The organism is Escherichia sp. 20412-1 (genome assembly GCF_003027595.1).
Lineage (GTDB): Bacteria > Pseudomonadota > Gammaproteobacteria > Enterobacterales > Enterobacteriaceae > Escherichia > Escherichia marmotae.
This window is the reverse complement of record NZ_PYQM01000002.1, coordinates 155,533-181,186: the sequence shown is the minus strand read 5'-3', so window position 1 is coordinate 181,186 and position 25,654 is coordinate 155,533. Positions and strand designations below refer to the sequence as shown.

General features: G+C 52.8%; 22 protein-coding genes and 1 pseudogene. 5 read left to right on the top strand and 18 right to left on the bottom strand.

Annotated features, from left to right (window positions below):
• Positions 1-9 precede the first annotated feature (9 nt).
• Together gspE and hofC are read left to right on the top strand one after the other, a co-directional pair.
• On the top strand, positions 10-1,395 hold the full coding sequence (gene gspE, locus C7B16_RS02545; protein WP_001027409.1) for a type II secretion system protein GspE: 1,386 nt from the start codon (positions 10-12) through the stop codon (positions 1,393-1,395).
• Positions 1,385-2,582 (top strand): annotated as a pseudogene (gene hofC, locus C7B16_RS02540) (protein transport protein HofC). The gene gspE and the pseudogene hofC overlap by 11 nt, the downstream one beginning before the upstream one ends.
• Positions 2,583-2,616: 34 nt before the next feature.
• On the opposite strand, the gene guaC reads toward hofC, so the two are convergent.
• Both guaC and C7B16_RS24760 read right to left on the bottom strand, forming a co-directional pair.
• A complete protein-coding gene (guaC, locus tag C7B16_RS02535; protein ID WP_016249612.1) occupies positions 2,617-3,660 on the bottom strand; it encodes a GMP reductase in 1,044 nt (347 codons plus the stop codon).
• A gap of 155 nt (positions 3,661-3,815) precedes the next feature.
• Positions 3,816-3,860: a hypothetical protein gene (locus C7B16_RS24760; RefSeq protein WP_175419238.1), complete on the bottom strand. Its 45-nt coding sequence runs from the start codon at positions 3,858-3,860 to the stop codon at positions 3,816-3,818.
• Positions 3,861-3,884: 24 nt separating this feature from the next.
• Here C7B16_RS24760 and coaE point away from each other — a divergent pair, with 24 nt between their 5' ends.
• Genes coaE through yacG form a run of 3 tightly spaced genes read left to right on the top strand, consistent with a single transcriptional unit; the run spans position 3,885 to position 5,452 of the window.
• Positions 3,885-4,505 carry a dephospho-CoA kinase gene (gene coaE / locus C7B16_RS02530; protein ID WP_038354956.1) on the top strand — a complete coding sequence of 207 codons (621 nt, stop codon included), beginning with the start codon at positions 3,885-3,887 and terminating at the stop codon, positions 4,503-4,505.
• Entirely contained in the window at positions 4,505-5,248 is a 744-nt protein-coding gene (zapD, locus tag C7B16_RS02525; RefSeq protein WP_001194740.1) for a cell division protein ZapD, read from the top strand. Before coaE ends, zapD begins: the two co-directional genes overlap by 1 nt.
• Positions 5,249-5,257: 9 nt before the next feature.
• On the top strand, positions 5,258-5,452 hold the full coding sequence (gene yacG / locus C7B16_RS02520) for a DNA gyrase inhibitor YacG (protein WP_000005032.1): 195 nt from the start codon (positions 5,258-5,260) through the stop codon (positions 5,450-5,452).
• Positions 5,453-5,620: 168 nt separating this feature from the next.
• Here the strand turns inward: yacG and mutT are convergent, their stop codons facing one another.
• From mutT to ftsI, 16 genes are all read right to left on the bottom strand, one after another.
• Entirely contained in the window at positions 5,621-6,010 is a 390-nt protein-coding gene (mutT, locus tag C7B16_RS02515; protein ID WP_001517744.1) for an 8-oxo-dGTP diphosphatase MutT, read from the bottom strand.
• A gap of 59 nt (positions 6,011-6,069) precedes the next feature.
• Complete coding sequence (secA, locus tag C7B16_RS02510) at positions 6,070-8,775, bottom strand: preprotein translocase subunit SecA (RefSeq protein WP_000905806.1); 2,706 nt, start codon at positions 8,773-8,775, stop codon at positions 6,070-6,072.
• 62 nt (positions 8,776-8,837) lie between these two features.
• On the bottom strand, positions 8,838-9,350 hold the full coding sequence (gene secM / locus C7B16_RS02505; protein WP_000014327.1) for a secA translation cis-regulator SecM: 513 nt from the start codon (positions 9,348-9,350) through the stop codon (positions 8,838-8,840).
• A 230-nt stretch (positions 9,351-9,580) separates the two neighbouring features.
• Positions 9,581-10,498 carry a UDP-3-O-acyl-N-acetylglucosamine deacetylase gene (lpxC, locus tag C7B16_RS02500; protein ID WP_000595484.1) on the bottom strand — a complete coding sequence of 306 codons (918 nt, stop codon included), beginning with the start codon at positions 10,496-10,498 and terminating at the stop codon, positions 9,581-9,583.
• A gap of 100 nt (positions 10,499-10,598) precedes the next feature.
• Positions 10,599-11,750 carry a cell division protein FtsZ gene (gene ftsZ, locus C7B16_RS02495; RefSeq protein WP_000462777.1) on the bottom strand — a complete coding sequence of 384 codons (1,152 nt, stop codon included), beginning with the start codon at positions 11,748-11,750 and terminating at the stop codon, positions 10,599-10,601.
• Between the two features lie 60 nt (positions 11,751-11,810).
• Positions 11,811-13,073: a cell division protein FtsA gene (ftsA, locus tag C7B16_RS02490; protein WP_000588474.1), complete on the bottom strand. Its 1,263-nt coding sequence runs from the start codon at positions 13,071-13,073 to the stop codon at positions 11,811-11,813.
• Positions 13,070-13,900 carry a cell division protein FtsQ gene (ftsQ, locus tag C7B16_RS02485; RefSeq protein WP_000075732.1) on the bottom strand — a complete coding sequence of 277 codons (831 nt, stop codon included), beginning with the start codon at positions 13,898-13,900 and terminating at the stop codon, positions 13,070-13,072. Before ftsQ ends, ftsA begins: the two co-directional genes overlap by 4 nt.
• A 1-nt stretch (position 13,901) precedes the next feature.
• Entirely contained in the window at positions 13,902-14,822 is a 921-nt protein-coding gene (gene ddlB / locus C7B16_RS02480) for a D-alanine--D-alanine ligase (RefSeq protein ID WP_000130029.1), read from the bottom strand.
• The gene (gene murC / locus C7B16_RS02475; protein ID WP_001096039.1) at positions 14,815-16,290 is read right to left on the bottom strand and encodes a UDP-N-acetylmuramate--L-alanine ligase; all 1,476 of its coding nucleotides are present in this window, start codon (positions 16,288-16,290) and stop codon (positions 14,815-14,817) included. The genes ddlB and murC overlap by 8 nt, the downstream gene beginning before the upstream one ends.
• A gap of 53 nt (positions 16,291-16,343) precedes the next feature.
• Entirely contained in the window at positions 16,344-17,411 is a 1,068-nt protein-coding gene (gene murG, locus C7B16_RS02470) for an undecaprenyldiphospho-muramoylpentapeptide beta-N-acetylglucosaminyltransferase (protein WP_107179319.1), read from the bottom strand.
• On the bottom strand, positions 17,408-18,652 hold the full coding sequence (gene ftsW, locus C7B16_RS02465; protein ID WP_001517743.1) for a cell division protein FtsW: 1,245 nt from the start codon (positions 18,650-18,652) through the stop codon (positions 17,408-17,410). The genes murG and ftsW overlap by 4 nt, the downstream gene beginning before the upstream one ends.
• The gene (gene murD / locus C7B16_RS02460; RefSeq protein ID WP_000796427.1) at positions 18,652-19,968 is read right to left on the bottom strand and encodes a UDP-N-acetylmuramoyl-L-alanine--D-glutamate ligase; all 1,317 of its coding nucleotides are present in this window, start codon (positions 19,966-19,968) and stop codon (positions 18,652-18,654) included. The genes ftsW and murD overlap by 1 nt, the downstream gene beginning before the upstream one ends.
• 2 nt (positions 19,969-19,970) lie before the next feature.
• Positions 19,971-21,053, bottom strand: a complete 1,083-nt coding sequence (gene mraY / locus C7B16_RS02455; RefSeq protein ID WP_000964135.1) for a phospho-N-acetylmuramoyl-pentapeptide-transferase — start codon at positions 21,051-21,053, stop codon at positions 19,971-19,973.
• Positions 21,047-22,405, bottom strand: coding sequence for a UDP-N-acetylmuramoyl-tripeptide--D-alanyl-D-alanine ligase (gene murF / locus C7B16_RS02450; protein WP_107179318.1), 1,359 nt, complete (start codon positions 22,403-22,405; stop codon positions 21,047-21,049). The genes mraY and murF overlap by 7 nt, the downstream gene beginning before the upstream one ends.
• Entirely contained in the window at positions 22,402-23,889 is a 1,488-nt protein-coding gene (gene murE / locus C7B16_RS02445) for a UDP-N-acetylmuramoyl-L-alanyl-D-glutamate--2,6-diaminopimelate ligase (RefSeq protein ID WP_016249607.1), read from the bottom strand. Before murE ends, murF begins: the two co-directional genes overlap by 4 nt.
• A complete protein-coding gene (gene ftsI, locus C7B16_RS02440) occupies positions 23,876-25,642 on the bottom strand; it encodes a peptidoglycan glycosyltransferase FtsI (protein ID WP_000642204.1) in 1,767 nt (588 codons plus the stop codon). Before ftsI ends, murE begins: the two co-directional genes overlap by 14 nt.
• Between the last annotated feature and the right edge of the window lie 12 nt (positions 25,643-25,654).

Here is a 25,654-nt window from a genome sequence, read left to right as displayed (position 1 = left end):
GGAGCGGCAATGAATATTTCACAGCTCACCGCTCTGTGCCTGCGTTACCAGGGCGTCTTGCTGGATGCCAGCGAAGAGGTGGTTCATGTTGCGGTGGTCGATGCGCCCTCACATGAGTTACTTGACGCTTTGCATTTCGCTACTACCAAACGCATTGAGATCACCTGCTGGACGCGCCAGCAGATGGAAGGCCACGCCAGCCGGTCACAACATAGGTTGCCCGTAGCAGCCCCGGAAAAATATCAGCCCAAAACAGAATTGCTGACTCAAACGTTACAATCTGCACTCGAACAACGCGCTTCTGATATTCATATCGAACCAGCGGACAATAGCTACCGCATCCGCTTACGCATCGACGGCGTGTTGCATCCTTTACCAGATGTTCCACTGGATGCCGGAATAGCATTAACAGCCAGATTAAAAGTGCTGGGAAGCCTGGATATTGCGGAACATCGCCTGCCGCAGGATGGGCAATTCACTGTCGAACTGGCGGGTAACACAGTCTCATTTCGCATTGCTACCTTGCCATGTCGGGGCGGTGAAAAAGTGGTATTGCGGCTGTTACAGCAGGTGGACCAGGCGCTGGATGTCAACACGCTGGGAATGCAGCAGTTACAACTGGCGGACTTTGCTCATGCCCTACAGCAACCACAAGGGCTGGTGTTGGTTACCGGTCCTACCGGTAGCGGTAAAACGGTCACACTTTATAGCGCTCTGCAAACGCTGAATACCGCCGATATTAATATTTGCAGCGTCGAAGATCCGGTGGAGATCCCCATCGCAGGGCTTAACCAGACGCAAATCCATCCGCGTGCTGGTCTTACCTTTCAGGGGGTTTTGCGTGCGTTATTACGTCAGGATCCCGATGTCATCATGATCGGAGAGATCCGTGATGGTGAAACGGCAGAAATTGCCATTAAAGCCGCACAAACGGGTCACCTGGTGTTGTCCACGCTACACACCAACTCTACCTGCGAAACACTGGTGCGTTTACAGCAAATGGGTGTTGCCCGCTGGATGCTCTCATCAGCACTCACGCTGGTGGTAGCCCAACGTCTGGTTCGCAAACTTTGCCCGCATTGTCGCCTGCAGCAAGGGGAAGCAATCCGCCTTCCAGGCAATTTATGGTCATCGTCGTTGCCCCGCTGGCAAGCACCTGGTTGTAAACATTGCTACCACGGTTTTTATGGCCGCACGGCCTTATTTGAAGTTCTGCCCATAACACCTGTCATACGCCAGCTCATTTCCGCTAATACCGACGTTGAATCGCTGGAAACGCACGCCCGACAAACTGGAATGCACACGCTTTTTGAAAACGGCTGCCTGGCCGTGGAACAAGGTTTAACCACCTTTGAAGAGTTAATCCGCGTATTGGGGATGCCACATGGCGAGTAAGCAACTCTGGCGCTGGCATGGCATAACCGGCGACGGCAATGCGCAAGATGGAGTACTGTGGGCAGAGAGCCGTTCTTTGCTACTTATCGCACTACAGCAACAAGCCGTTACCCCACTTGAAGCGGATATCTATTAATTCAGCCCAGTGGCACGCAGACAAAAGCGCGGAAGTCATTCATCAACTGGCAACATTACTCAAAGCCGGACTAACCCTTTCGGAAGGATTAGCCCTATTGGCGGAGCAACATCCGAGCAGGCAATGGCAGGCGTTATTGCAATCGCTGGCACACGATCTCGAACAGGGTATTGCCTTTTCCAATGCCTTATTGCCCTGGTCAGAGGTTTTTCCGCCGCTTTATCAGGCGATGATCCGCACAGGCGAACTGACCGGTAAGCTGGATGAATGCTGCTTTGAACTGGCTCGTCAGCAAAAAGCCCAGCGCCAGTTAGCCGACAAAGTGAAATCAGCATTGCGTTATCCCATTATCATTTTAGCGATGGCGATAACGGTAGTTGTAGCAATGCTGCATTTTGTTCTGCCCGAGTTTGCCGCTATCTATAAAACCTTTAACACCCCGCTACCGACACTTACGCAGGGGATCATGACGCTGGCAGATTTCAGCGGTGAGTGGGGCTGGCTGCTGCTGTTGTTCGGCTTACTGCTGGCAATAGCCAATAAGTTGCTGATGCGCCGCCCGACCTGGCTTATCGTGAGGCAGAAATCGCTGTTACGCATCCCAATTATGGGTTCACTAATGCGGGGACAAAAGCTCACGCAGATCTTTACGATTCTGGCGCTGACACAAAGTGCAGGTATTACTTTTTTGCAAGGGGTAGAGAGCGTCAAAGAGACAATGGGCTGCCCGTACTGGGCACAACTTCTGACACAAATCCAGCACGATATCAGCAACGGTCAGCCCATCTGGCTGGCGTTAAAAAATGCCGGTGAGTTTAGCCCGCTCTGTTTGCAGTTAGTGAGAACGGGAGAAGCATCCGGGTCGCTGGATCTCATGCTGGAGAATCTCGCCCACCATCATCGGGATAACACGTTGGCGCTGGCAGATAATCTTGCTGCTTTACTGGAACCGGCCTTACTGGTCATTACCGGAGGAATTATCGGCACGCTGGTGGTGGCAATGTATTTGCCAATTTTTCATCTGGGCGACGCGATGAGTGGGATGGGATAACGCTGGCGCAGTGATCCACGCCAGCATTGGGAGATTACAGGTTATTGAAGATGCGGTTTTCTTGTTCCAGTACGCGGATAAACGTGGTGCGCTTGGTCAGTTCTTTCAGGCGAGAAGCCCCAACATATGTACAAGCTGAACGCAGGCCACCCAAAATATCACGCGCGGTGTTTTCAACTGGGCCACGCAGCGGCAGCTTAACGGTTTTACCTTCCGCTGCACGATATTCTGCAACGCCGCCAACGTGACGTTTCATCGCAGACTCGGAGCTCATACCGTAGAACAACATAAATTTTTCGCCGTTCTCTTCGACGATACGACCGCCGCTCTCTTCGTGCCCCGCCAGCATACCGCCGAGCATCACGAAATCAGCACCGCCACCAAAGGCTTTAGCTACATCGCCCGGCGTGGTGCAACCGCCATCGCTGACGATCATCCCGCCCAGACCGTGCGCGGCATCAGCACATTCGATTACTGCAGAAAGCTGCGGGTAACCGACGCCCGTCTTGACGCGAGTCGTACAAACAGAACCTGGGCCAATGCCAACTTTAACGATATCGGCACCGGAGAGGATAAGCTCCTCACACATTTCACCTGTCACTACGTTGCCAGCACAAATGGTTTTGGTCGGCCACGCTTCACGCGCTTTCGCAACGAACTGTACGAAGTGCTCGGAATAACCATTCGCCACGTCAATACAAACGAAGTTTAATGCCGGGTTCAGGTCGAGAATCTGTTTAGTTTTTTCGAAATCCGCATCTGACGTGCCGGTAGAAACCATCACATGTTTCAGCACATCAGCGGAAGAATTGTTGATAAACGCTTGCCACTCGTCAACAGAGTAATGTTTATGTACAGCAGTCAGAATATCGAAAGAAGCCAATGCCGTAGCCATGGTAAAAGTGCCTACGGTATCCATATTTGCGGCGATAATCGGCACGCCGGACCAGCTCTGACCTGAATGTTTGAAGGTGAATTGACGTTCCAGTTCAACATCGGAACGGCTTTTAAGAGTGGAGCGTTTAGGACGGATGAGAACGTCTTTAAAACCTAACTTCAGATCTTCTTCAATACGCATGTGCGGATTCCTGGGGTTAATGGCTATAAGGGTAAGAGCGCAACTCCAGTGACGCTATCATACGCACTAATCTATGTGGCGCAAGACTGCGAAATTGTCTTTTTTTACGCTACAATCCCATAAATTTACCTGGTAAATAATGGGCGAACGTTTCATTAATCCCGCTTTCGCGTGCTCATTTTTAATGTTTTGATAATCATGATGAATTCCCGGGAATATAAAATATGAGGTATACGGTTGCCTTAACGGGTGGCATTGGCAGTGGCAAGAGTACCGTTGCAAATGCGTTTGCTGACCTCGGAATTAACGTCATTGATGCCGATATTATTGCGCGTCAGGTAGTTGAACCGGGTAGACCTGCACTGCGTGCCATTGCTGAACATTTCGGCGCTGATATGATTGCTGCTGATGGAACATTGCAGCGCCGGGCCTTACGCGAGCGGATCTTCGCCAACCCGGAAGAGAAAAACTGGCTTAATGCCCTGCTACATCCGTTGATTCAGCAGGAGACGCAACGTCAGCTCCAGCAAGCAACTTCCCCCTATGTACTTTGGGTTGTGCCATTGCTGGTAGAAAACTCGCTGTATAAAAAAGCGAATCGTGTGCTGGTGGTGGATGTCAGCCCAGAAACGCAACTTAAGCGCACCATGCAGCGCGATGATGTTACTCGCGAACATGTCGAACAAATTCTTGCTGCCCAGGCAACGCGCGAAGCCCGCCTTGCCGTGGCAGATGACGTCATTGATAATAACGGCGCACCGGATGCTATTGCATCGGATGTTGCCCGCCTGCACGCAAATTACTTGCAGCTTGCGTCGCAGTTTGTCTCACAGGAAAAACCTTAATGCAGACCCAGGTCCTTTTTGAACATCCACTAAATGAAAAAATGCGTACATGGCTACGCATTGAGTTTTTGATTCAGCAACTCACTGTAAATTTACCCATCGTTGACTACGCTGGCGCTCTGCATTTCTTCCGTAATGTCAGTGACTTGCTGGATGTTTTCGAGCGTGGGGAAGTACGCACCGAATTGTTGAAAGAGCTTGACCGCCAGCAGCGTAAACTCCAGACCTGGATTGACGTGCCAGGCGTGGACCAGAGCCGTATTGAAGCATTAATTCAGCAGTTAAAAGCGGCGGGCAGCGTGCTGATTTCCGCACCGCGTATCGGGCAATTTCTGCGTGAAGATCGTCTGATTGCTTTAGTGCGCCAGCGTCTGAGCATACCCGGCGGTTGTTGTAGCTTTGATTTGCCAACTTTGCATATCTGGCTGCATTTACCCCAGGCGCAGCGCGACAGCCAGGTAGAAACCTGGATTGCCAGCCTGAATCCGCTCACCCAGGCACTTACCATGGTGTTAGATTTAATTCGCCAGTCGGCACCGTTTCGCAAACAAACCAGTCTGAACGGTTTCTATCAGGATAATGGCGAAGACGCTGATCTTCTACGGCTGAATCTGGCCCTTGATTCACAGCTTTATCCGCAAATTTCCGGTCATAAGAGTCGTTTTGCGATTCGTTTTATGCCGCTGGACAGTGAAAATGGTCTGGTGCCAGAGCGCCTGGATTTTGAACTGGCGTGCTGCTAAGGAGTTACGATGTCAGAAACTATTACGGTGAACTGCCCAACTTGCGGGAAAACGGTGGTATGGGGTGAAATCAGCCCGTTTCGGCCATTTTGTTGCAAACGTTGTCAGTTGATCGACCTCGGAGAATGGGCTGCTGAAGAAAAACGCATCCCCAGCAGCGGCGATCTGTCCGAAAGCGATGACTGGAGCGAAGAGCTGAAGTAATTGGGTGTAAGAGGTGAGGCATTGTCGGATGCGGTGTAAACGCCTTATCCGACCTGCAAGATCTTGCATATCAACGGATTACAAAATCCCGCAGGCCTGATAAGACGCGCCTGCGTCGCATCAGGCATCAGGGCAAATGTCGGATGCGGCGTGAACGCCTTATTTGACCTACAGGCGCTTAAGCTTCGCAATTACCGGTTCATTGGCTGGCGGAAAATCTTCTGCATTGAGGCTGGCCAGCGCCATCCACTCACCAGGTTGCCCTTCTTTTCCCCACGGTTCCCCTTCCCAGCCTTCGACCAGCCAGAACCACAGTGTGATATGCCTGTCAGGGAACTGATATTCCAGCTTTTCAAACAGCGAAAAACGTTGTGGCGTAATCCCGACTTCTTCCTGAAGCTCCCGCACCACCGCCTGTTCTGGCGTTTCGCCCGCTTCAATTTTACCGCCAGGAAACTCCAACTTATTCGCCATGTGCGCATCTGCGGCACGGCGGGTTATAAAGATTTCGTGGTTCTCGTTGCGAATAATACCTACCGCAATTTGCAGTTTTTTCATTGTCTTAAACCTATAAAAAAGGCGCAGATTTCTGCGCCTTTTGTCTTATTGATTAGTTTTTATTGCAGGCGACCATGGCACTGCTTGTATTTTTTACCGGAACCGCACGGGCAAGGATCGTTACGCCCAACTTTACGCTCGCCGGTTTGTGCAGCCAGCGCCGCTGCGGCTGCAGAGTCGTCATCCTGATGGCTAAGCTGCTGCATTTGCGCTAAACGCTCGGCTTCCATACGACGCTGTTGCTCCAGCTCTTCAACTTCTTCCGGCATACGAACCTGAACTTTGCTCAGCGTGCTAACCACTTCATATTTCAATGATTCCAGCATCGCCGCAAACATTGCGAAGGATTCACGTTTGTATTCCTGCTTCGGATCTTTCTGCGCGTAACCACGCAGGTGGATCCCCTGACGCAGGTAATCCATCGCCGCCAGGTGCTCTTTCCACAGGGAGTCCAGCGTTTGCAACATCACACCTTTCTCGAAGTGACGCATCATCTCGGCGCCAACCACTTCTTCTTTACGCTGATACACTTCGATGGACTGCGCCAGAATACGCTCACGCAGCGTCTCTTCATGCAGCTCTGGCTCTTTGTCCAGCCACTCGGCAATCGGCATATCGAGATCGAAATCGTTTTTCAGACGCTCTTGCAGCCCAGGAATGTCCCACATTTCTTCCAGTGATTGTGGCGGAATGTAGGCATCGATGGTCGCTTTGAACACATCTTCACGAATGCTGTTGATGGTTTCGCTCACATCGCTGACATCCAGCAGTTCGTTACGCTGGGAGTAAATGGCGCGACGCTGATCGTTAGCTACGTCATCGTATTCCAGCAACTGTTTACGAATGTCGAAGTTACGGCTTTCAACTTTACGCTGGGCGTTGGCAATTGCTTTGGTTACCCAAGGGTGTTCAATCGCTTCTCCAGGTTTCATACCCAGTTTACGCATCATGCCGGAAACACGGTCGGAGGCAAAAATACGCATCAGCGCATCTTCCATCGACAGGTAGAAACGGGAAGAACCGGCATCGCCCTGGCGACCCGAACGGCCACGCAACTGGTTATCGATACGACGAGATTCGTGACGTTCTGTACCGATGATATGCAAACCACCTGCTGCCAGAACCGCGTCGTGGCGTACCTGCCAGTCAGCTTTAATTTTTTCAATTTGCTCTGCGGTCGGGTTTTCCAGCGCGGCAACTTCTGCCTGCCAGCTACCGCCGAGCACAATGTCAGTACCACGACCCGCCATGTTGGTCGCGATAGTCACAGCCGCCGGATAACCCGCCTGGGCAACAATCGCAGCTTCGTTGGCGTGGAATTTGGCGTTCAGAACGTTATGCTTGATACCCGCTTTGGTCAGCTCGTTTGATACCAGTTCTGATTTTTCGATGGAGATAGTACCAACCAGCACCGGCTGGCCTTTCGCGGTACGCTCTTTGATATCTTCAATGATCGCCTGGATTTTTTCCGCTTCGGTCATGTAGACCAGATCCGGCAGATCTTTACGAATCATCGGACGGTTAGTCGGAACGACGACGGTATCCAGCTTGTAGATTGAGCTAAATTCGAATGCTTCGGTATCAGCCGTACCGGTCATCCCCGCCAGTTTTTCATACAAACGGAAGTAGTTCTGGAAGGTGATAGAAGCCAGCGTCTGGTTTTCGTTCTGGATCTGCACACCTTCTTTCGCTTCCACAGCCTGGTGCAGGCCATCGGACCAGCGACGCCCTTGCATGGTACGACCGGTATGTTCGTCAACGATGATAACTTCACCATCTTTAACGATGTAATCGACGTCGCGGGTAAATAGCGCGTGGGCACGCAGCGCCGCCGTTACGTGGTGCATCAGCATGATATTAGCCGGAGAATACAACGACTCGCCTTCGGCCATGATCCCTTCTTTCACCAACAGCTCTTCAATCAGCACCAAACCACGTTCGGTCAGGTTCACCTGACGAGATTTTTCATCAACCGAGAAGTGACCTTCGCCCTGGAAGGTTTCAGAGTCTTCTTTTTCCTGGCGGATCAGGTGTGGAATGATTTTGTTGACGCGCTTATACATTTCCGAACTGTCTTCTGCCGGACCAGAAATGATCAGCGGTGTACGCGCTTCATCGATCAGGATGGAGTCCACTTCGTCCACCAGCGCATAGTGCAGTTTACGCTGTACACGCTCTTCTGGGCTGAACGCCATGTTGTCGCGCAGGTAGTCGAAACCGTACTCGTTGTTAGTACCGTAAGTAATGTCGGCCGCATAGGCTTCACGTTTCGCTGGCGCAGGCATGCCCGGTAGGTTGATGCCGACGGTCATACCGAGGAATTCAAACAGCGGACGGTTGTTTTCGGCGTCACGCTGCGCCAGGTAATCGTTGACGGTAACAACGTGCACGCCCTTACCGGTTAATGCGTTCAGGTAAGCAGGCAGCGTTGCGGTCAGTGTTTTACCTTCACCAGTACGCATTTCCGCGATACAGCGTTCATTAAGAACCATGCCGCCGAGCAACTGAACGTCGAAGTGACGCATCCCAAAGACACGCTTACTTGCTTCACGCACAACGGCAAAGGCTTCCGGGATCAGGTTTTCCAGCACTTCGCCTTTTTCCAGACGTGCGCGAAACTCTGCAGTTTTTCCCTTCAGTTCTTCGTCGGAGAGTTTTTCCATCTCCGGTTCCATGGCATTGATGAGGTTGACGACTTTGCGCATCCGGCGCAGGGTGCGGTCGTTACGGCTACCGAAAACTTTTGTTAATAATTTGATTAGCATAATAAAATCTCAAACGCCCCGCAGTGCGGAGTTAATAAAATGAAATAAAGGTTTTGTCGTTATTAGCTAAGGCGTTGAGGGCCAGCACGGATACCTTGCGCCTGGCTGATCCAGACGGGCGTGCTGAATGCTGCTTGCGGAGTAAAATGCGCATAATCAATGCGATAACCATTTTCAGGCGGCGTGCCTTCCTGGGTCAGCAGCGCGCTGAGCGTATCCAGTAAAGCAAGATGTTGCGCCTGAAACGGTAAAGACTCTTCAGCAACGGGCAGCGTTTGCGGTGCCATTGCGAAGGAAAGATGACGGATTACCGTGCGAATTGCGTGTTGATGCCAGTAATCAACGGAATAGTTCGAGTTTGGGCGGCGCGTATTCGCTTCCAACAAGGCCAACTGACTAAAGTTAACTTTGGCGGAAGGCTCGTGGTTGCGGGTTGTCGCTTTTGCGGGCGCATTTGGTTCGGCGGCGTTGCTGAGCGCAGGCAAACCTAAACTCGCCGCGACCATCCCTAATAAGAGATGCGGCCAGAAGTAGCGTTTACCAAACTGTCGCCAGCGCGTCAGTATTCCACTCACGTTATTGCCATCCCAATCGTATTCAAACGTTTTTAGCGCACAAATCTTATCATTAAAGGCCGAAGTCCACAGCAGGAATGAAGATAAGTTGTGCGTAAAAGTGCTTAAGAAAACAGCGTTCGCACCGTTTCTTACGGCCCTGATAACAACTCAAAAAAAACGACTGGTTCACCTGGCCGGAGAGAGTGCCAGATTTGCCAGTCGAATTTTATACGACAGTATAAATGTCGTTATGCCAGTACCGTCGAAGGCGCTTTGAAGGCCAACGGCAGTTCTGCGTCGTCCTGGAAGGTCACATATTCCCAGGCTTCCTGTTTTGCCAGGACAGCCTGCAACAGTTTGTTATTCAGTGCATGACCGGATTTATAGGCGGTAAATGCACCAATAATATTGTGACCACACATGAACAAGTCACCGATCGCGTCAAGCATTTTGTGACGCACAAATTCGTCTTCAAAACGCAAACCGTCTTCGTTCAGTACGCGATAATCGTCAACAACGATGGCACAATCGAAGCTGCCGCCCAGGCACAAACCACGAGACTGCAGATATTCAATATCGCGCATGAAACCGAATGTACGCGCACGGCTGATCTGACGCATAAACGCATCAGCAGAGAAGTTCATCGCATAGCGTTGATTGCTGGAATCGATAGCCGGATGGTTGAAATCGATGGTGAAATCCAGCGAAAAACCATTATATGGCTTAAATTCAGCCCACTTATCGCCATCTTCGACACGAACAGTCTCTTTGATGCGAACAAATTTCTTGGCGCAGTTGAGTTCGTCGATACCAGCATCAAGCAGCAGGTAAACAAACGGAGCAGCGCTGCCGTCCATAATCGGGATTTCCGGTGCGTTAACTTCGATAACGATGTTATCGATGCCTAAGCCCGCGAGCGCAGCGTTCAAGTGCTCAACGGTTGAAATCCGTACATCATGCTCGTTGACCAGACACGTACAGAGCATGGTATCACGCACAGATTTGGCATCGGCCGGGAAATCTACCGGTGGATTCAAGTCGGTGCGACGATAGATGACCCCGGTGTTGGCCGGCGCAGGGCGTAACGTCAGGGTGACTTTCTTGCCGGTATGTAAACCGACACCCGTCGCCTGAACGATACGTTTAAGTGTCCTTTGTTTGATCATCGTATTATCTCGCCAAATTATCTATCCAACCGAAGTGTACTATACATTCGGCAGGCCAGTTTAGCACAAAGAGCCTCGTAACCCAAATTCCAGCTTATTCTTAGTCAGCTTGCTTACGCAAGAATGCAGGGATATCCAGATAATCAGGTTCTTTCGCGGTTTGCGGCGTATTGTCGTTCACCACTTTAGCGACCGGTTTCTGTTCCTGAGTCAGCGGTGCCATACCGTGCTGTTGGTAACGATCCATCACCGGCTGCTGAACTTGTTTATTGGTCACGAGAGTGATTTCAGGACGTTTGTCCATGCCGATGCCTGTTGCAACCACGGTTACACGCAGTTCATCGTTCATATCCGGGTCAAGAGATGTACCGATAACCACAGTCGCGTTATCCGAAGCAAATGCACGGATGGTGTTACCTACGGTTTCGAATTCATCCAGACGCAGGTCGAAGCCCGCCGTGATGTTAACCAGCACGCCGCGCGCGCCAGACAGGTCGATGTCTTCCAGCAGCGGAGAAGAGATAGCCATTTCAGCCGCTTCTTCCGCACGGTCTTCGCCGCTTGCCACACCAGAACCCATCATCGCGTAGCCCATTTCAGACATCACGGTACGAACGTCTGCAAAGTCGACGTTCATCAGACCCGGACGAGTAATCAGTTCAGCGATACCCTGAACAGCACCTTTCAGCACATCATTCGCTGCGCCAAACGCATCAAGCAGGGAAATACCGCGACCGAGCACCTTCAGCAGTTTATCGTTCGGGATGGTAATCAGTGAGTCCACATGCTTGGACAATTCAGTGATCCCCTGCTCCGCGAAGGCCATACGCTTCTTGCCTTCAAAGTTGAAAGGCTTAGTCACGACAGCAACGGTCAGGATCCCCAAATCTTTTGCAACTTCAGCAACGACCGGCGCAGCACCTGTACCAGTACCGCCCCCCATACCTGCTGCAATAAATACCATGTCTGCACCTTCCAGCGCCGCACGCAGTGCATCGCGATCCTCATCAGCCGCATTACGGCCAACTTCTGGATTAGCGCCAGCTCCCAGTCCTTTGGTTATACCACTACCGATCTGAATCGTCTGCCCAACCGCTGTTTTACGCAGCGCCTGTGCATCGGTATTTACCGCGAAGAATTCAACACCTTCAATGCGCTCACGCACCATGTGCTCAACAGCATTACCGCCGCCGCCGCCGACGCCGATGACTTTAATCACCGCGTCGTTGGTAAGTTCCATTGGTTCAAACATAGTTTCTCTCCGATATGTGCCTGTCGCCTGAGGCCGTAATCACCGTCGACCTCATAAAAATTAAAACTCTTTTCGCAGCCAACTATTGAGTCGCTTGATCCACGAGCCAACTGATGCTGTAACACGTTTTTCTACTTCCGCTTCACCGTTAAGATGTGACTCTTTCCCGTAGTGAAGCAATCCCACAGCCGTCGAGTAATACGGCTCCTGAGCATAATCAGTTAAACCAGTGATATTCAGCGGCGCGCCAATACGCACCTGCGTATGAAACACTCGCTGAGCGCAGGCGGCAAGACCTTCGATCTGCGCCGCGCCACCGGTTAATACAATGCCCGCCGCCAGGTGATGTTTCACACCTTGTTGGCGAAGCTTTTCCTGCAACTGCAATATCTCTTCGTTGACCAGATTGAGCAGCTCGGTATACCGTGGCTCAATCACCTCCGCCAGCGTCTGACGTTGCAGACTACGCGGTGGTCGCCCACCTACGCTCGGCACTTCCACACTCTCATCTTTACCAACGATGGAGCCTAACGCGCAGCCATGGCGAACTTTAATCGCTTCGGCGTCGCTTGGCGGCGTGCCAAAGGCATAGGCGATATCACTGGTCACCACATTGCCAGCATAAGGAATTACCTTGGTGTGGCGCAATGCCCCACCGGTATAAACGGCGATATCCATTGTACCACCACCGATATCGACGACGCAGACTCCCAATTCACGTTCGTCTTCCGTCAATACCGAATAACTTGATGCCAGTCCGGCAAATATCAGTTGGTCAACTTTCAGGCCACAACGTTCAACCGCTTTAACAATGTTTTTCGCCATATCATTGTGACATGTGATCAGGTGCACTTTTGCCTGCATTCGCACGCCGGAAAGCCCCACCGGGTTCTTGATCCCTTCCTGATAGTCAATCGCGTACTCTTGCGGGATCACGTGCAACACACGATGTTCATCACGCACGCGCACCGATTTCGCGGTATGGACGACGTTTTCCACATCTTCTTGCGTCACTTCTTCTTCAGAAATGGGCACCATACCTATTTCATTCTGACAACTGATGTGCTTACCAGAAAGCGCCAGATATACTGAAGAGATCTGACAATCTGCCATCAATTCTGCCTGGTCAATAGCGCGTTGTACGCATTTGACCACGGATTCGAGGTCGTTAACCCCGCCTTTATCCATACCACGTGACGGGCAACTGCCCACACCAATGATATTGACCATACCGTCGGGCAGAACTTCCCCTACTAAAGCGGCAACCTTCGCGGTACCAATCTCCAGTCCTACTACCAGTTTTCTGTCCGTCGCCTTGATCATTGTTGTTCTGCCTGTGCCTGATTTTGTTGCTGAGTAGATTCCTCTGGCGGCAAGGGCGCCCAGCCTACTGCCGCACCAGAGTCATAACGCAAATCAACGTAGCTAATCCGTTTGCCATCGGTTTGCGCCTGCTGCTGTAAAACCGGATAAAGTTCTACAAAGCGAGCCAAACGTTTCATCGTATCGCCCCGGCCAAGGTTGAGCTTAATATCGTTATTCAGCGTCAACTGCCAGGAACGCCGCGCGGTCATCGCCGCTTCCTTCAGAGTAAATCTGTCCTTTGCCAGCATCTGCCCCATTTCGCGATAGCCCTGCAACACTTCATTTGCGCTGCCTTCCGGGCCATACAACATCGGGAGCACCTGCTTGCTGGTGCGATCTGGTGGCACGCTGAAGGTATTTCCTTCGGCGTCTACCATATGTTGATCATTCCACCGCGCAATCGGCACATATTCAACCAGATGAATCTTCAATTCATCAGGCCACTGCTTTCTGACGCTCACCTGCTTAATCCACGGCAGGCGTTGTTCTATTTGCGTCTGGATGATGTTGACATCCTGGGTCATAAAAGTACCCGGCTCACCCAACGCCAGGATCGACTGCCGGATATCGTCATTACGCGTGTAATGCCGTTCACCGGTCAACACCAGCTTTGAGAGCGGCAGGCGTTGCGCATCTTCCATCCAGCCCAACACGACCCAGCCGCTCACCAACACTGTCGTTAAAACCGTCAGCAGGAAAAGGATCCCCGCCAGACGTGTTCCATTATTGCGGCGAGAAGAAATCTCTTCCTCGCTGTTTCGCGTGTTCAGAGCAGCCTGCGACATATTAGTCCGCCAGTTCCAGAATTCGTACTACCAACTGCGAGAAGCTTAACCCCGCCTGACGCGCCGCCATCGGCACCAGACTATGGCTGGTCATACCCGGTGAGGTATTGGCTTCCAGCAGATAAAACTGTCCATCACTGTCCAGCATGACGTCAATACGCCCCCATCCTTTGCAGCCTAAAGTCGTCCATGCTTTCAGCACTAATGCCTGCAAATTGGCCTCTTGTGACGCTTCCAGACCTGCGGGGCAGAAATACTGTGTCTCATCAGAGAGATACTTTGCCTCATAATCATAGAAGGTTCCGGCGGGTTGAATACGTATTGACGGTAAAATTTCTTCACCGAGTATCGCAACCGTGAACTCCGGCCCACTTAGCCATTTTTCAATCAATACTTCTTCATCGTGCTGAAATGCCAATCTTAATGCATCTTGTAGAGCATTTTCTGCTACTACTTTTGACATTCCAACGCTGGAACCTTCGCGACTCGGCTTGACAATAAGCGGCAAACCTAAGGCAGAAATTTCTGCTAACTGCTTATCACTAAGGCCTTTTTCAAATTCTGCGCGGGTTAATGCCACCCACGGCGCTACCGGTAAACCTGCTCCCTGCCACAGCAATTTGCTGCGTAGTTTATCCATTGAAAGCGCAGATGCCATCACCCCGCTGCCGGTATAAGGTAGCCCCATCAGCTCGAGCATGCCCTGCAATGTGCCGTCTTCACCGCCGCGCCCGTGCAGAGCGATAAATACTTTCTGAAAGCCCATCGCCTTCAGTTGCGTCACGTCGACTTCTTTCGGATCGACAGGATGCGCGTTGATACTGCCTTCACGCAGCCCGGCTAACACTGCAGCACCAGAATTCAAAGAAACTTCTCTCTCTGCGGAGTTCCCGCCCAACAGGACCGCGATTTTATCAGTCATGTTGCTCTTCCTCCGGAGTTTGCGGCTTCAGTTTGATTTCAGCTAAAGAACGAGCAATTTTTCCGATATTACCCGCCCCCTGCACAAGAATCAGGTCGTTACCAGTTAATACCGGTGCTAACATCTCGGCTACCTGCGCCGGATCAGGCACCAGAATGGGATCAATTTTCCCACGTCCACGAATTGTACGACACAACGAACGGCTGTCCGCTCCCGGAATCGGTGCTTCGCCAGCCGGATAAACGTCCAGCATCAATAAGGTATCGACCTGGGTCAGGACATTGGCAAAATCGTCATACAGATCACGAGTGCGGGTGAAACGGTGCGGCTGAAACAGCATCACCAGGTTTTTATCCGGCCAGCCAGCACGCGCCGCTTTAATCGTCGCATCCACTTCTGTCGGATGGTGGCCGTAGTCATCGACCAGCATTGCTGTACCGCTTTTACCGTTGACCGGCTCCAGCGGAAACTCACCGAGGAAATCAAAGCGACGACCGGTTCCCTGGAAGCTCTCCAGCGCACGCAGAATAGCGTCGTCGTCAATCCCCTCTTCCGTGGCGACCGCAACCGCAGCGGCAGCGTTCAGCGCATTATGACGGCCTGGCGCATTCAGAGTAACGCGCATCGGCTCTTTGTCCTGGCGCAGCAACGTAAAGTGCCCCTGCGGGCCAATCTGCTGATAATCTTCCACACGAACGTCAGCATCTTCACTGAAACCATAAGTGGTAATCTGACGGCCAACGCGCGGTAACAACTCACGGATCACCGGGTCGTCAACACACATCACCGCACGTCCGTAAAACGGCAGGTTGTGCAGAAAATTAATAAAAGTCTGTTTTAAATTCTCGAAGTCACCCTGGTAGGTATCCATGTGATCGGCTTCGATATTGGTGACAATCGCCACCATCGGTTGCAGATGCAGGAACGATGCGTCGCTCTCATCCGCTTCGGCAATCAGGTAACGCCCGTGACCTAAACGTGCATGAACACCCGCCGCTTTTACCAGCCCACCGTTAACGAAGGTCGGGTCGAGGCCCGCTTCTGCGTAGATGCTGGAAACCATCGCGGTGGTGGTGGTTTTACCGTGTGTCCCGGCAATGGCGATGCCATGACGAAAACGCATTAACTCAGCCAGCATTTCCGCACGACGAATTACCGGAATACGCGCTTCATGGGCAGCAACAATCTCTGGGTTGTCAGCAGAAATCGCGCTGGAAACAACGACCACGCTGGCGTCACGCACGTTTTCCGGGCGATGGTTGAAGTAAATCGTCGCCCCCAGATTCATTAACTGCTGCGTGACCGGATTTGGCGCTAAATCGGAACCACTGATCTGATACCCTTCATTGGCCAGAACTTCGGCAATACCGCCCATACCGGCACCACCGATGCCGACAAAGTGTATGTGCCGAACGCGACGCATTTCGGGCACGATGGAACGCAGTTTTGCCAATTGTTGTGTATTCATTCTTTACGCCATTAACTTCTCAAATTCATGCGATGCAAAAGGCATCGCCACAATTACGCCCGGGCAGCCCGGCTCACTTCATTTGCCACTCGCTCGGTGGCATCCGGAATGGATGCAGCACGGGCGCGTTCTGCCATGGTTAATAAGGTTTCTCGCGACCACCCGGCCAGGGTGTTGGCGACAGCGTCCACAGTAAGTTGCGGTTGCTCGATAATTTTGGCTGCGCCCGCTTTTTCCAGCGGCAGCGCATTCCAGTATTGCTGGCGGTCTTTATGCTGAAACGGCACAAACAATGCCGGTAGCCCCGCCGCGGCGATTTCACTCACCGTCAACGCGCCGGAGCGGCAAACAACGACATCCGCCCATGCATAGGCCGCCGCCATATCATCAATAAATTCTGTCACTTTATGCTGCGGTTGCCCCGCTTCGGCATAAGCCTGTTCAACAGATTGTTGCGAACCTTTGCCACTCTGATGCCAGATAGTTACCGTATCGCCCAGCTTTGCTGCGACCTGAGGCATTGTCTGGTTAAGAATACGCGCGCCCTGCGAACCACCCACCACCAACACACGAATCGGGCCTTCACGCCCGGCCAAACGTTGCTGCGGTAACGGCAGCGCCAGCACATCGGTACGCACCGGGTTACCAACCACTTCCGCATTGGGGAAAGCGCCTGGAAACGCCTGCATCACTTTGGTGGCAATTTTCGCCAGCCATTTATTGGTCAAGCCTGCAATGCCGTTTTGTTCGTGAAGTACAACCGGAATGCCTAACGACCATGCTGCCAGACCACCAGGCCCGGAAACGTAGCCGCCCATCCCGAGCACCACATCAGGCTTGTAAGCTTTCATAATTGCCCGCGCCTGCCGCCAGGCGTTAAAGATACGCAGCGGAGCCACGAGTAATGCTTTGAGCCCCTTACCACGCAGGCCGGAGATACGAATAAAGTCGATCTCAATACCGTGTTTCGGCACTAAGTCCGCTTCCATACGATCGGCAGTACCCAGCCAGCGAACTTGCCACCCCTGGGTCATTAAATGGTGCGCAACCGCCAGCCCGGGGAACACATGTCCGCCAGTACCGCCAGCCATCACCATTAATCGCTTCCCTTGACCACTCATCGTGAACCTCGTGCAAACGCCTGCGCTTTCTCCAGACGCGTTTCATAATCAATACGCAACAGCATCATGATGGCTGTCGACATAATCAGTAAACTCGAACCACCGTAACTGATCAGCGGCAATGTCAAACCTTTGGTCGGTAGCATCCCCGCCGCCGCGCCTACGTTAACCAGCGCCTGGAAACTAAACCAGATGCCAATTGAACAGGCGAGAAAACCAGAAAAGCGGTGGTCAATTTCTAACGCTTTACGGCCAATCGACATCGCACGAAAAGCGACGAAGAATACCATTAAAAGCGCCAGCACCACACCGATATACCCCAGTTCTTCTCCGATAATGGCGAAAATAAAGTCAGTATGCGCTTCCGGCAGATACTCCAGTTTTTGTACCGAGTTACCTAAACCTTGCCCCCACAATTCGCCACGACCAAACGCCATCAATGATTGCGTCAACTGATAGCCGCTGCCGAACGGGTCTTCCCACGGGTTCCAGAACGCGGTAACGCGGCGAATACGGTATGGTTCAGCGAGGATCAGCAACACAACCGCTGAAATCCCCATGCCGATAATGGCAATGAATTGCCATAATTTCGCCCCCGCCAGGAACAGCATCGCCAGCGTGGTCACAAACAACACCACCACCGTACCGAGGTCAGGCTGCGCCAGCAGCAACACTGCCAGTACCAGAATCACCCCCATCGGTTTCAGGAAGCCGCGCAAGTTATTACGCACTTCGTCACCTTTGCGCACCAGATAGTTGGCGATATAGCAAAACAGCGACAGCTTAGTCAGTTCCGCAGGCTGAATACGCAGCAGGCCGAGATCGATCCAACGCGATGCCCCTTTAACTGAGCTACCCACCACCAGCACGATCATCAGCAAGATGATTGACCCGAGCAGCATTGTGGCGCTGTAGCGCTGCCAGAACTCCATCGGCAGGCGCAGCGTAATGATCGCCAGAATGAACGCCAGGATCAGGTAAACACCATCACGCTTCGCGAAGAAGAACGGATCGTTGGTTAAGCGTTGCCCGATGGGCATTGACGCCGAGGTCACCATGATAAAGCCAATCGCCGCGAGGCCGAAGGTCAGCCACAGCAAGGTACGATCGTACATGATCAGGCTGTCGGTATCTTTTTCCCGCGAGCCCATCACCCAGCCCTTCAGCGCCGTGGAGATCCAGACCAGGATACTGAATCCCGGCAGACGCGGCATTTTCAGGCGAGGGAAAGATAAACGCATCAACCAAACTCCTTCGCCAGACGAGCAAATTCATTGCCCCGTTGTTCAAAGTTCTTGAACTGATCGAGGCTGGCACAGGCCGGAGAGAGCAGAACCATATCTCCCGGTCGCACGCGCGGAGCCAATAGACGCATCGCCTGCTCCATGGTTTCGGTTTGTTCAGCCACTTCCGGGCGTAAAGCCGCTAACTGCGCACCGTCGCGACCGAAGCAATACAGACGAACGTTATCGCCATTCAGATAGCGCGCCAGCGGACTAAAATCCGCCGATTTGCCATCGCCGCCTAACAACAAGTGCAGCGTACCGTCAACATGCAAGCCGTTTAGCGCGGCTTCCGTACTGCCGACGTTGGTAGCTTTCGAGTCGTTAATCCAGCGTACGCCATTGTGCTCAAGCACCACTTCAAAGCGATGCGGCAGACCGGTAAAAGTCGTTAGCGCTGTCAGGCTGCTGGCTCGCGGTAACCCTGCGGCATCCGCCAGCGCCAGTGCCGCCAGCGCATTGGTGTAGTTATGTTGCCCTGAAAGTTTCATCTCTTTCACGTTCAACACTTTCTCACCTTTCACCCGCAGCCAGGTTTCGCCCTGCTGATGATTCAGGTGATAGTCACCCATGTTGACGCCAAAGCTGACGCAACGTTCATCCGCACCGCGGATCGGCATCGTTAAGGCATCATCGGCATTAACCACGCAAACTTTCGCATTTTCGTAAATGCGCAGTTTTGCCGCACGATACTGTTGCAAACCAAACGGATAACGATCCATATGATCTTCAGTTACGTTCAGAATGGTCGCTGCCACCGCCTGTAAACTGGAGGTTGTTTCCAGTTGGAAGCTCGACAGTTCCAACACGTACAGTTCGCACTCATCATCGAGTAACATCAACGCTGGCAGACCAATGTTGCCACCGACGCCAACGTTAACACCTGCTGCTTTCGCCATTTCGCCCACTAAGGTGGTGACCGTACTTTTGCCGTTAGAACCCGTGATCGCCACAATCGGCGCTTGCGCTTCGCGGCAGAACAGTTCGATATCACCAACGATTTCGATTCCGGCATCGGCAGCGGCGCTTAAGGATGGATGCGCCAGCGCAATGCCGGGGCTGGCGACAATAAGATCTGCCGCCATCAGCCATTCATCATTAAGACCGCCAGTATGACGTTCTACCGTTTCGGGTAATTTATCCAGGCCAGGCGGTGTCATACGCGTATCCATAACGCGCGGCGTCACGCCGCGAGCAAGGAAAAAGTCTACGCAGGAAAGCCCGGTGAGGCCCAGGCCGATAATGACGACATTTTTACCCAGGTAATCAGCCATGATTAACGCACCTTCAGCGTTGCCAGACCAATCAGGACCAGCATCAGCGAAATAATCCAGAAACGCACGATGACACGCGGTTCCGGCCAGCCTTTAAGTTCATAGTGGTGATGGATCGGCGCCATGCGGAAAATACGTTGCCCGCGCAGTTTAAAGGAGCCGACCTGCAAAATAACCGACAGGGTTTCGACAACAAACACGCCCCCCATAATCACCAGCAGGAATTCCTGACGCAGCAGCACAGCGATAATGCCCAACGCGCCACCTAACGCCAGCGAACCAACGTCGCCCATAAAGACCTGCGCGGGATAGGTGTTAAACCACAGGAAGCCCAGCCCTGCCCCGACTATCGCGGTGCAGACGATAACCAGCTCCCCGGCGTGTCGCAGATACGGTATATGTAAGTAGCTGGCAAAGTTCATGTTGCCGGTAGCCCAGGCCACCAGTGCAAAACCACCTGCGACAAAGACGGTCGGCATAATGGCCAGACCGTCGAGGCCATCGGTCAGGTTTACCGCGTTACCCGTACCGACAATCACAAAATACGCCAGCAGGATATAAAACAAGCCTAACTGCGGCATCACATCTTTAAAGAACGGCACCACCAGTTGCGTTGCTGGCGTGTCTTTTCCTGCAAGATAAAGTGCGAAAGCAACGCCCAACGCAATCACCGACATCCAGAAATACTTCCAGCGCGCGATTAAACCTTTGGTGTCTTTGCGCACGACTTTGCGATAGTCATCAACAAAACCAATAATGCCGTAACCGACCAGCACCACCAGTACGCACCAGACATACGGGTTGGAGGGATAAGCCCACAAGATCACGGAGACGACAATCGCAGTCAGGATCATGATCCCACCCATGGTCGGCGTGCCGCGCTTACTGAAGTGTGATTCAGGGCCATCGTTACGAACAACCTGCCCGAAGGAGAGTTTTTGCAAATGAGCAATCATGCGCGGGCCCATCCACAATGAGATGAATAGCGCAGTCAGCAGGCTGACGATGGCGCGAAACGTCAGATAGGAAAAGACGTTAAAGCCGGAATAATATTTGACCAAATGTTCGGCCAGCCAAACTAACATGTCCCATTCTCCTGTAAAGCGCGTACTACCTCTTCCATGGCAGCACTACGTGAACCCTTAACTAAAATCGTAATCACCTGTTGCTCTGCAATCAGTGATTTAAGACGCGTAATCAACGCGGATTTATCAGCAAAATGTTCGCCAGCACCGCTGGCGGTGCTGATAGCATGGCTTTGCTTGCCCACGCTTAACACGCGGTCAATACCAGCCGCCTTCGCCGCTTCCCCCACCTGGACATGACAGGCATCACTTTCAGCACCCAGCTCGGCCATATCACCAACCACCAGCACGCGATAACCCGGCATTTCAGCCAGTACCTGAACTGCGGCGGTCATTGAGCCAACATTGGCGTTGTAGGAGTCGTCGAGCAGCAACTGGTTTTCCGCCAGTTGAATGGGGAACAGACGACCAGGAACAGCTTGCAGATTTGCCAGTCCCGTTTTGATGGCATCAAGCGTTGCACCCACGGACATGGAGAGCGCCGCGGCAGCCAACGCATTTGCGATATTGTGACGCCCCGGCAGCGGCAGCAGAACATCGACGCTACCTGTTGGGGTTTGCAGCGTAAATTCAGTACCATGTGAAGTCACATGGATATTGGTAGCGGTAAAATCGCTGTTGGCGGCATTTGGCGAAAAACGCCACACTTTGCGTGAGCCAATCACACTCTGCCAGTTCAGCCAGTCGTTGTTATCGGCATTCATGATAGCGATACCGTTTTCTGGCAGGCCGGTAAAGATTTCGCCTTTCGCTTTCGCGACACCCTCAAGCGAGCCGAAACCTTCCAGATGCGCAGCCGCCAGATTGTTGACCAGTGCGGCTTCCGGACGGGTCAGGCTAACAGTCCAGGCAATTTCGCCCTGATGGTTAGCGCCAAGCTCAATGACCGCGTAATCGTATTCCGGCGTTAAACGCAGCAGCGTCATTGGCACGCCGATGTCGTTGTTGAGATTGCCAGCCGTATAAAGCGTGTTGCCACACTGACTTAAAATCGCCGCGGTCATCTCTTTCACAGAGGTTTTACCGGAGGAACCGGTCAGGGCAACCACACGAGCAGGAACTTGCTGACGAACCCATGCTGCCAGTTCACCAAATGCCAGACGCGTATCGTTAACGATTAACTGTGGCAGGTCGATATCCAGCGGACGGCTAACCAGCAGCGCGCCTGCCCCTCCAGCTTTCGCCTGGTCGGCAAAATCATGGGCATCGAAACGTTCGCCTTTCAGGGCGACGAACAGACAGCCAGGTGTCAATTTACGGGTATCGGTGGTTACGGCGTCAAGGGTGATATCAGCCCCTTTCAGTTCGCCGTTGAGAATATTCGCCAGTTGGCTAAGGGTTACACTAATCATGCGATTACCCCCAGCAAACGCGCCACCGTGACGCGATCGGAGTAGTCCAGACGCTGATTACCGACAATCTGGTAATCTTCATGGCCTTTACCCGCGACCAACACGACATCATTTTCTTTCGCCTGCATAACGGCGCACGTTACCGCTTCGGCGCGCCCTTCCATCACTTTGGCATGTCCGGCGTCTAACATCCCCGCCAGAATATCGTTGATGATGGCACGCGGCTCTTCAGTACGCGGGTTGTCATCCGTTACCACCGCCACGTCGGCAAACTCTTCAGCAATCGCCCCCATCAGTGGGCGCTTGCCTTTATCGCGATCGCCGCCACAGCCGAAGACGCACCACAGCTTACCCGCACAGTGCAGGCGCGCAGCCTGCAAGGCTTTTTCCAGCGCATCCGGAGTGTGAGCATAATCCACAACAACCGTCGGTTTGCCTGGCACAGTGAACACTTCCATACGTCCGCAAACCGGTTGCAGACGCGCGGCGGTTTTCAGCAGGTCAGCTAATGGGTAACCGAGCGCCAGCAGCGTCGCCAGCGCCAGCAGCAGGTTACTAACGTTGAATGCGCCCATCAGGCGGCTTTCTATTTCCCCATCGCCCCAGCTTGAGGTGAAGCGAATGGTCGCACCGCTGTCGTGATAGTTCACGCCAGTCGCTTTCAACCAGCGGCCATGACAGTTCGGATTGATATTTTCTTCCATCGACACGGCAACCGCGTCCGGCAATTTTGCCAGCCAGCGGCGGCCTACTTCGTCATCAGCGTTGACAATCGCCTGACCGCAATGATGTTCGGAGTAAAGCAACCATTTCGCCGCTTCGTAGTGTTCCATATCACCATGATAATCAAGGTGATCGCGACTTAAGTTAGTAAAGACCGACGCCGCAAATTTCAATGCCGCCACACGGTGCTGTACCAGCCCGTGTGAGGAAACTTCCATTGCGCAAAAAGTCGCGCCCTGATCCACCAGCCCTGCCAGCTCATGCTGAACGTCGACTGCCGAACCGGTGGTATTTTCCGTCGGGATCACTTTACCCAGCAGGCCATTACCAACAGTGCCCATTACCGCGCTGGTTTCACCAAGCAGTTGGCTCCATTGCGCCAGAAGCTGAGTCGTTGTGGTTTTGCCGTTGGTGCCCGTTACGCCCACGAGACGTAGATTGTCAGAGGGTTCATGGTAAAAGCGACCCGCCAGTGCTGATAAACGCTCGTTGAGCTGACTGAGATAGATGACTGGTACACCGTGCATTTCACGGATTTCACCGTCGGTCGCCTCATCTTTCGCCTCTGCAATAATGGCAGCCACACCTTGCGCTATCGCCTGCGGGATATATCGACGCCCGTCCGCCTGATGACCTACTACAGCTACAAAGAGATCGCCCGACGCAGCCACACGGCTGTCAAGCGTCATCTCTCGCAGTGCTCGCGAAGGTGCGTCTGGCACCCACGGAGCAAGAAGGTCGCGCAAATTACGATCTGCCACCTGTCCCCTCGCCTTGATTAATCACAAATTCATTTTTATCACCCGTTGTCAGCGCATCCGGCTCGATGTTCATGGTGCGCAATACGCCGCCCATGATGGCACCAAAGACCGGCGCGGAAACGGCACCGCCGTAGTATTTACCCGCCTGCGGATCGTTGATAACAACAACCAGCGCGAAGCGCGGCTGACTCGCAGGCGCAACGCCTGCGGTATAAGCAATATATTTATTGATGTAGCGACCATCCGGCCCGACCTTTTTCGCAGTACCGGTTTTAATAGCAATGCGATAGCCTTTAATCGCCGCCTTCACACCGCCACCGCCTGGTAGCGCCACGCTTTCCATCATATGTACCACGGTGCGGACAATGGATTCCGGGAAGACGCGCTCACCGGGAACCGGGGGGTCAACCTTGGTAATCGACAGCGGGCGATAAATGCCGTAGCTGCCGATGGTTGCGTAGACTCGCGCTAACTGTAACGGTGTTACCATTAGCCCGTAGCCGAAAGAGAAGGTGGCCCTCTCTATGTCAGACCACCGTTGTTTTTGAGGATATAAGCCACTGCGTTCTCCGACCAACCCCAAATTGGTCGCTTTTCCCAGTCCAAAACGTGAGTAAGTATCTACTAACGCTGAGGACGGCATCGCTAACGCCAGCTTGGAAACACCGACGTTACTCGACTTCTGTAAAACCCCGGTCAGGGTCAATTCGCTGTAGCGCGCCACATCTTTGATTTCGTGGCCGTTAATTCGATAAGGAACGGTATTCAATACTGAGTTTTCCCGCACCACACCACGTTGCAACGCGGTCATCACCACCATCGGTTTAACCGTTGAGCCAGGTTCAAACACGTCGGTGATGGTACGGTTACGCATCGCCTCTTTCGGCGTGCCACTCAGATTGTTTGGGTTGTAAGACGGGCTGTTAGCCATCGCCAGCACTTCGCCGGTATTGACATCCACCAGCACGGCACTACCGGATTCTGCCTTGTTAAAGGCCACCGCGTTGTTCAGTTCGCGATAAACCAGCGCCTGCAGGCGTTCATCAATACTCAACGCAAGGTTGTGCGCCGCCTGGCTGTCGGTGGAAGAAATATCTTCAATTACGCGGCCGTAGCGGTCTTTACGCACAATACGCTCGCCCGGTTGCCCAGTGAGCCATTTATCAAAACTCTTCTCAACACCTTCAATCCCCTGGCTATCGACGTTGGTAAAGCCAATGAGGTGAGCGGTCACTTCGCCGGACGGATAGTAACGGCGGGATTCCTCACGCAGATGAATCCCCGGTAGTTTTAGTTTTTTGATGTAGTCAGCCATGTCAGGGTTAACCTGACGCGCCAGATAGATAAAACGTCCTTTCGGGTTGGCGTTAATGCGGGCTGAGAGCTGATCCAGCGGAATGTTAAGTGCGTTAGCGAGCGCCTTCCAGCGGTCACCGACGCTGATGCCGCCAGCGTCATGCACTTCTTTCGGGTCAGCCCAAATCGCTTTTACCGGTACGCTCACCGCTAACGGACGACCAGAGCGGTCGGTAATCATGCCGCGGGAGGTGGAGACTTGCTGAACGCGAAGAGAGCGCATATCGCCCTCTTTCACCAACATGTCCGGGGAGATAACCTGTAACCACGCTACGCGTCCCAGCAGAAAAGCCAGTGCCAGCAAAATACAGCCGCATAACAACGCAAAACGCCAACTGATAAAGTTGGCATGTTCTTCCTGACGTTTTGGTTTCTGCGTTTTCGCCGCTGCTTTCATGCGTCGCGTTTA

Excerpts from the sequence above, each read along its gene's own strand:
- gspE (WP_001027409.1), top strand. The coding sequence starts at position 10 with ATGAATATTTCACAGCTCACCGCTCTGTGCCTGCGTTACCAGGGCGTC.
- guaC (WP_016249612.1), bottom strand. The coding sequence starts at position 3,660 with ATGCGTATTGAAGAAGATCTGAAGTTAGGTTTTAAAGACGTTCTCATC.
- coaE (WP_038354956.1), top strand. The coding sequence starts at position 3,885 with ATGAGGTATACGGTTGCCTTAACGGGTGGCATTGGCAGTGGCAAGAGT.
- zapD (WP_001194740.1), top strand. The coding sequence starts at position 4,505 with ATGCAGACCCAGGTCCTTTTTGAACATCCACTAAATGAAAAAATGCGT.
- yacG (WP_000005032.1), top strand. The coding sequence starts at position 5,258 with ATGTCAGAAACTATTACGGTGAACTGCCCAACTTGCGGGAAAACGGTG.
- mutT (WP_001517744.1), bottom strand. The coding sequence starts at position 6,010 with ATGAAAAAACTGCAAATTGCGGTAGGTATTATTCGCAACGAGAACCAC.
- secA (WP_000905806.1), bottom strand. The coding sequence starts at position 8,775 with ATGCTAATCAAATTATTAACAAAAGTTTTCGGTAGCCGTAACGACCGC.
- lpxC (WP_000595484.1), bottom strand. The coding sequence starts at position 10,498 with ATGATCAAACAAAGGACACTTAAACGTATCGTTCAGGCGACGGGTGTC.
- ftsZ (WP_000462777.1), bottom strand. The coding sequence starts at position 11,750 with ATGTTTGAACCAATGGAACTTACCAACGACGCGGTGATTAAAGTCATC.
- ftsA (WP_000588474.1), bottom strand. The coding sequence starts at position 13,073 with ATGATCAAGGCGACGGACAGAAAACTGGTAGTAGGACTGGAGATTGGT.
- ftsQ (WP_000075732.1), bottom strand. The coding sequence starts at position 13,900 with ATGTCGCAGGCTGCTCTGAACACGCGAAACAGCGAGGAAGAGATTTCT.
- ddlB (WP_000130029.1), bottom strand. The coding sequence starts at position 14,822 with ATGACTGATAAAATCGCGGTCCTGTTGGGCGGGAACTCCGCAGAGAGA.
- murC (WP_001096039.1), bottom strand. The coding sequence starts at position 16,290 with ATGAATACACAACAATTGGCAAAACTGCGTTCCATCGTGCCCGAAATG.
- murG (WP_107179319.1), bottom strand. The coding sequence starts at position 17,411 with ATGAGTGGTCAAGGGAAGCGATTAATGGTGATGGCTGGCGGTACTGGC.
- ftsW (WP_001517743.1), bottom strand. The coding sequence starts at position 18,652 with ATGCGTTTATCTTTCCCTCGCCTGAAAATGCCGCGTCTGCCGGGATTC.
- murD (WP_000796427.1), bottom strand. The coding sequence starts at position 19,968 with ATGGCTGATTACCTGGGTAAAAATGTCGTCATTATCGGCCTGGGCCTC.
- mraY (WP_000964135.1), bottom strand. The coding sequence starts at position 21,053 with ATGTTAGTTTGGCTGGCCGAACATTTGGTCAAATATTATTCCGGCTTT.
- murF (WP_107179318.1), bottom strand. The coding sequence starts at position 22,405 with ATGATTAGTGTAACCCTTAGCCAACTGGCGAATATTCTCAACGGCGAA.
- ftsI (WP_000642204.1), bottom strand. The coding sequence starts at position 25,642 with ATGAAAGCAGCGGCGAAAACGCAGAAACCAAAACGTCAGGAAGAACAT.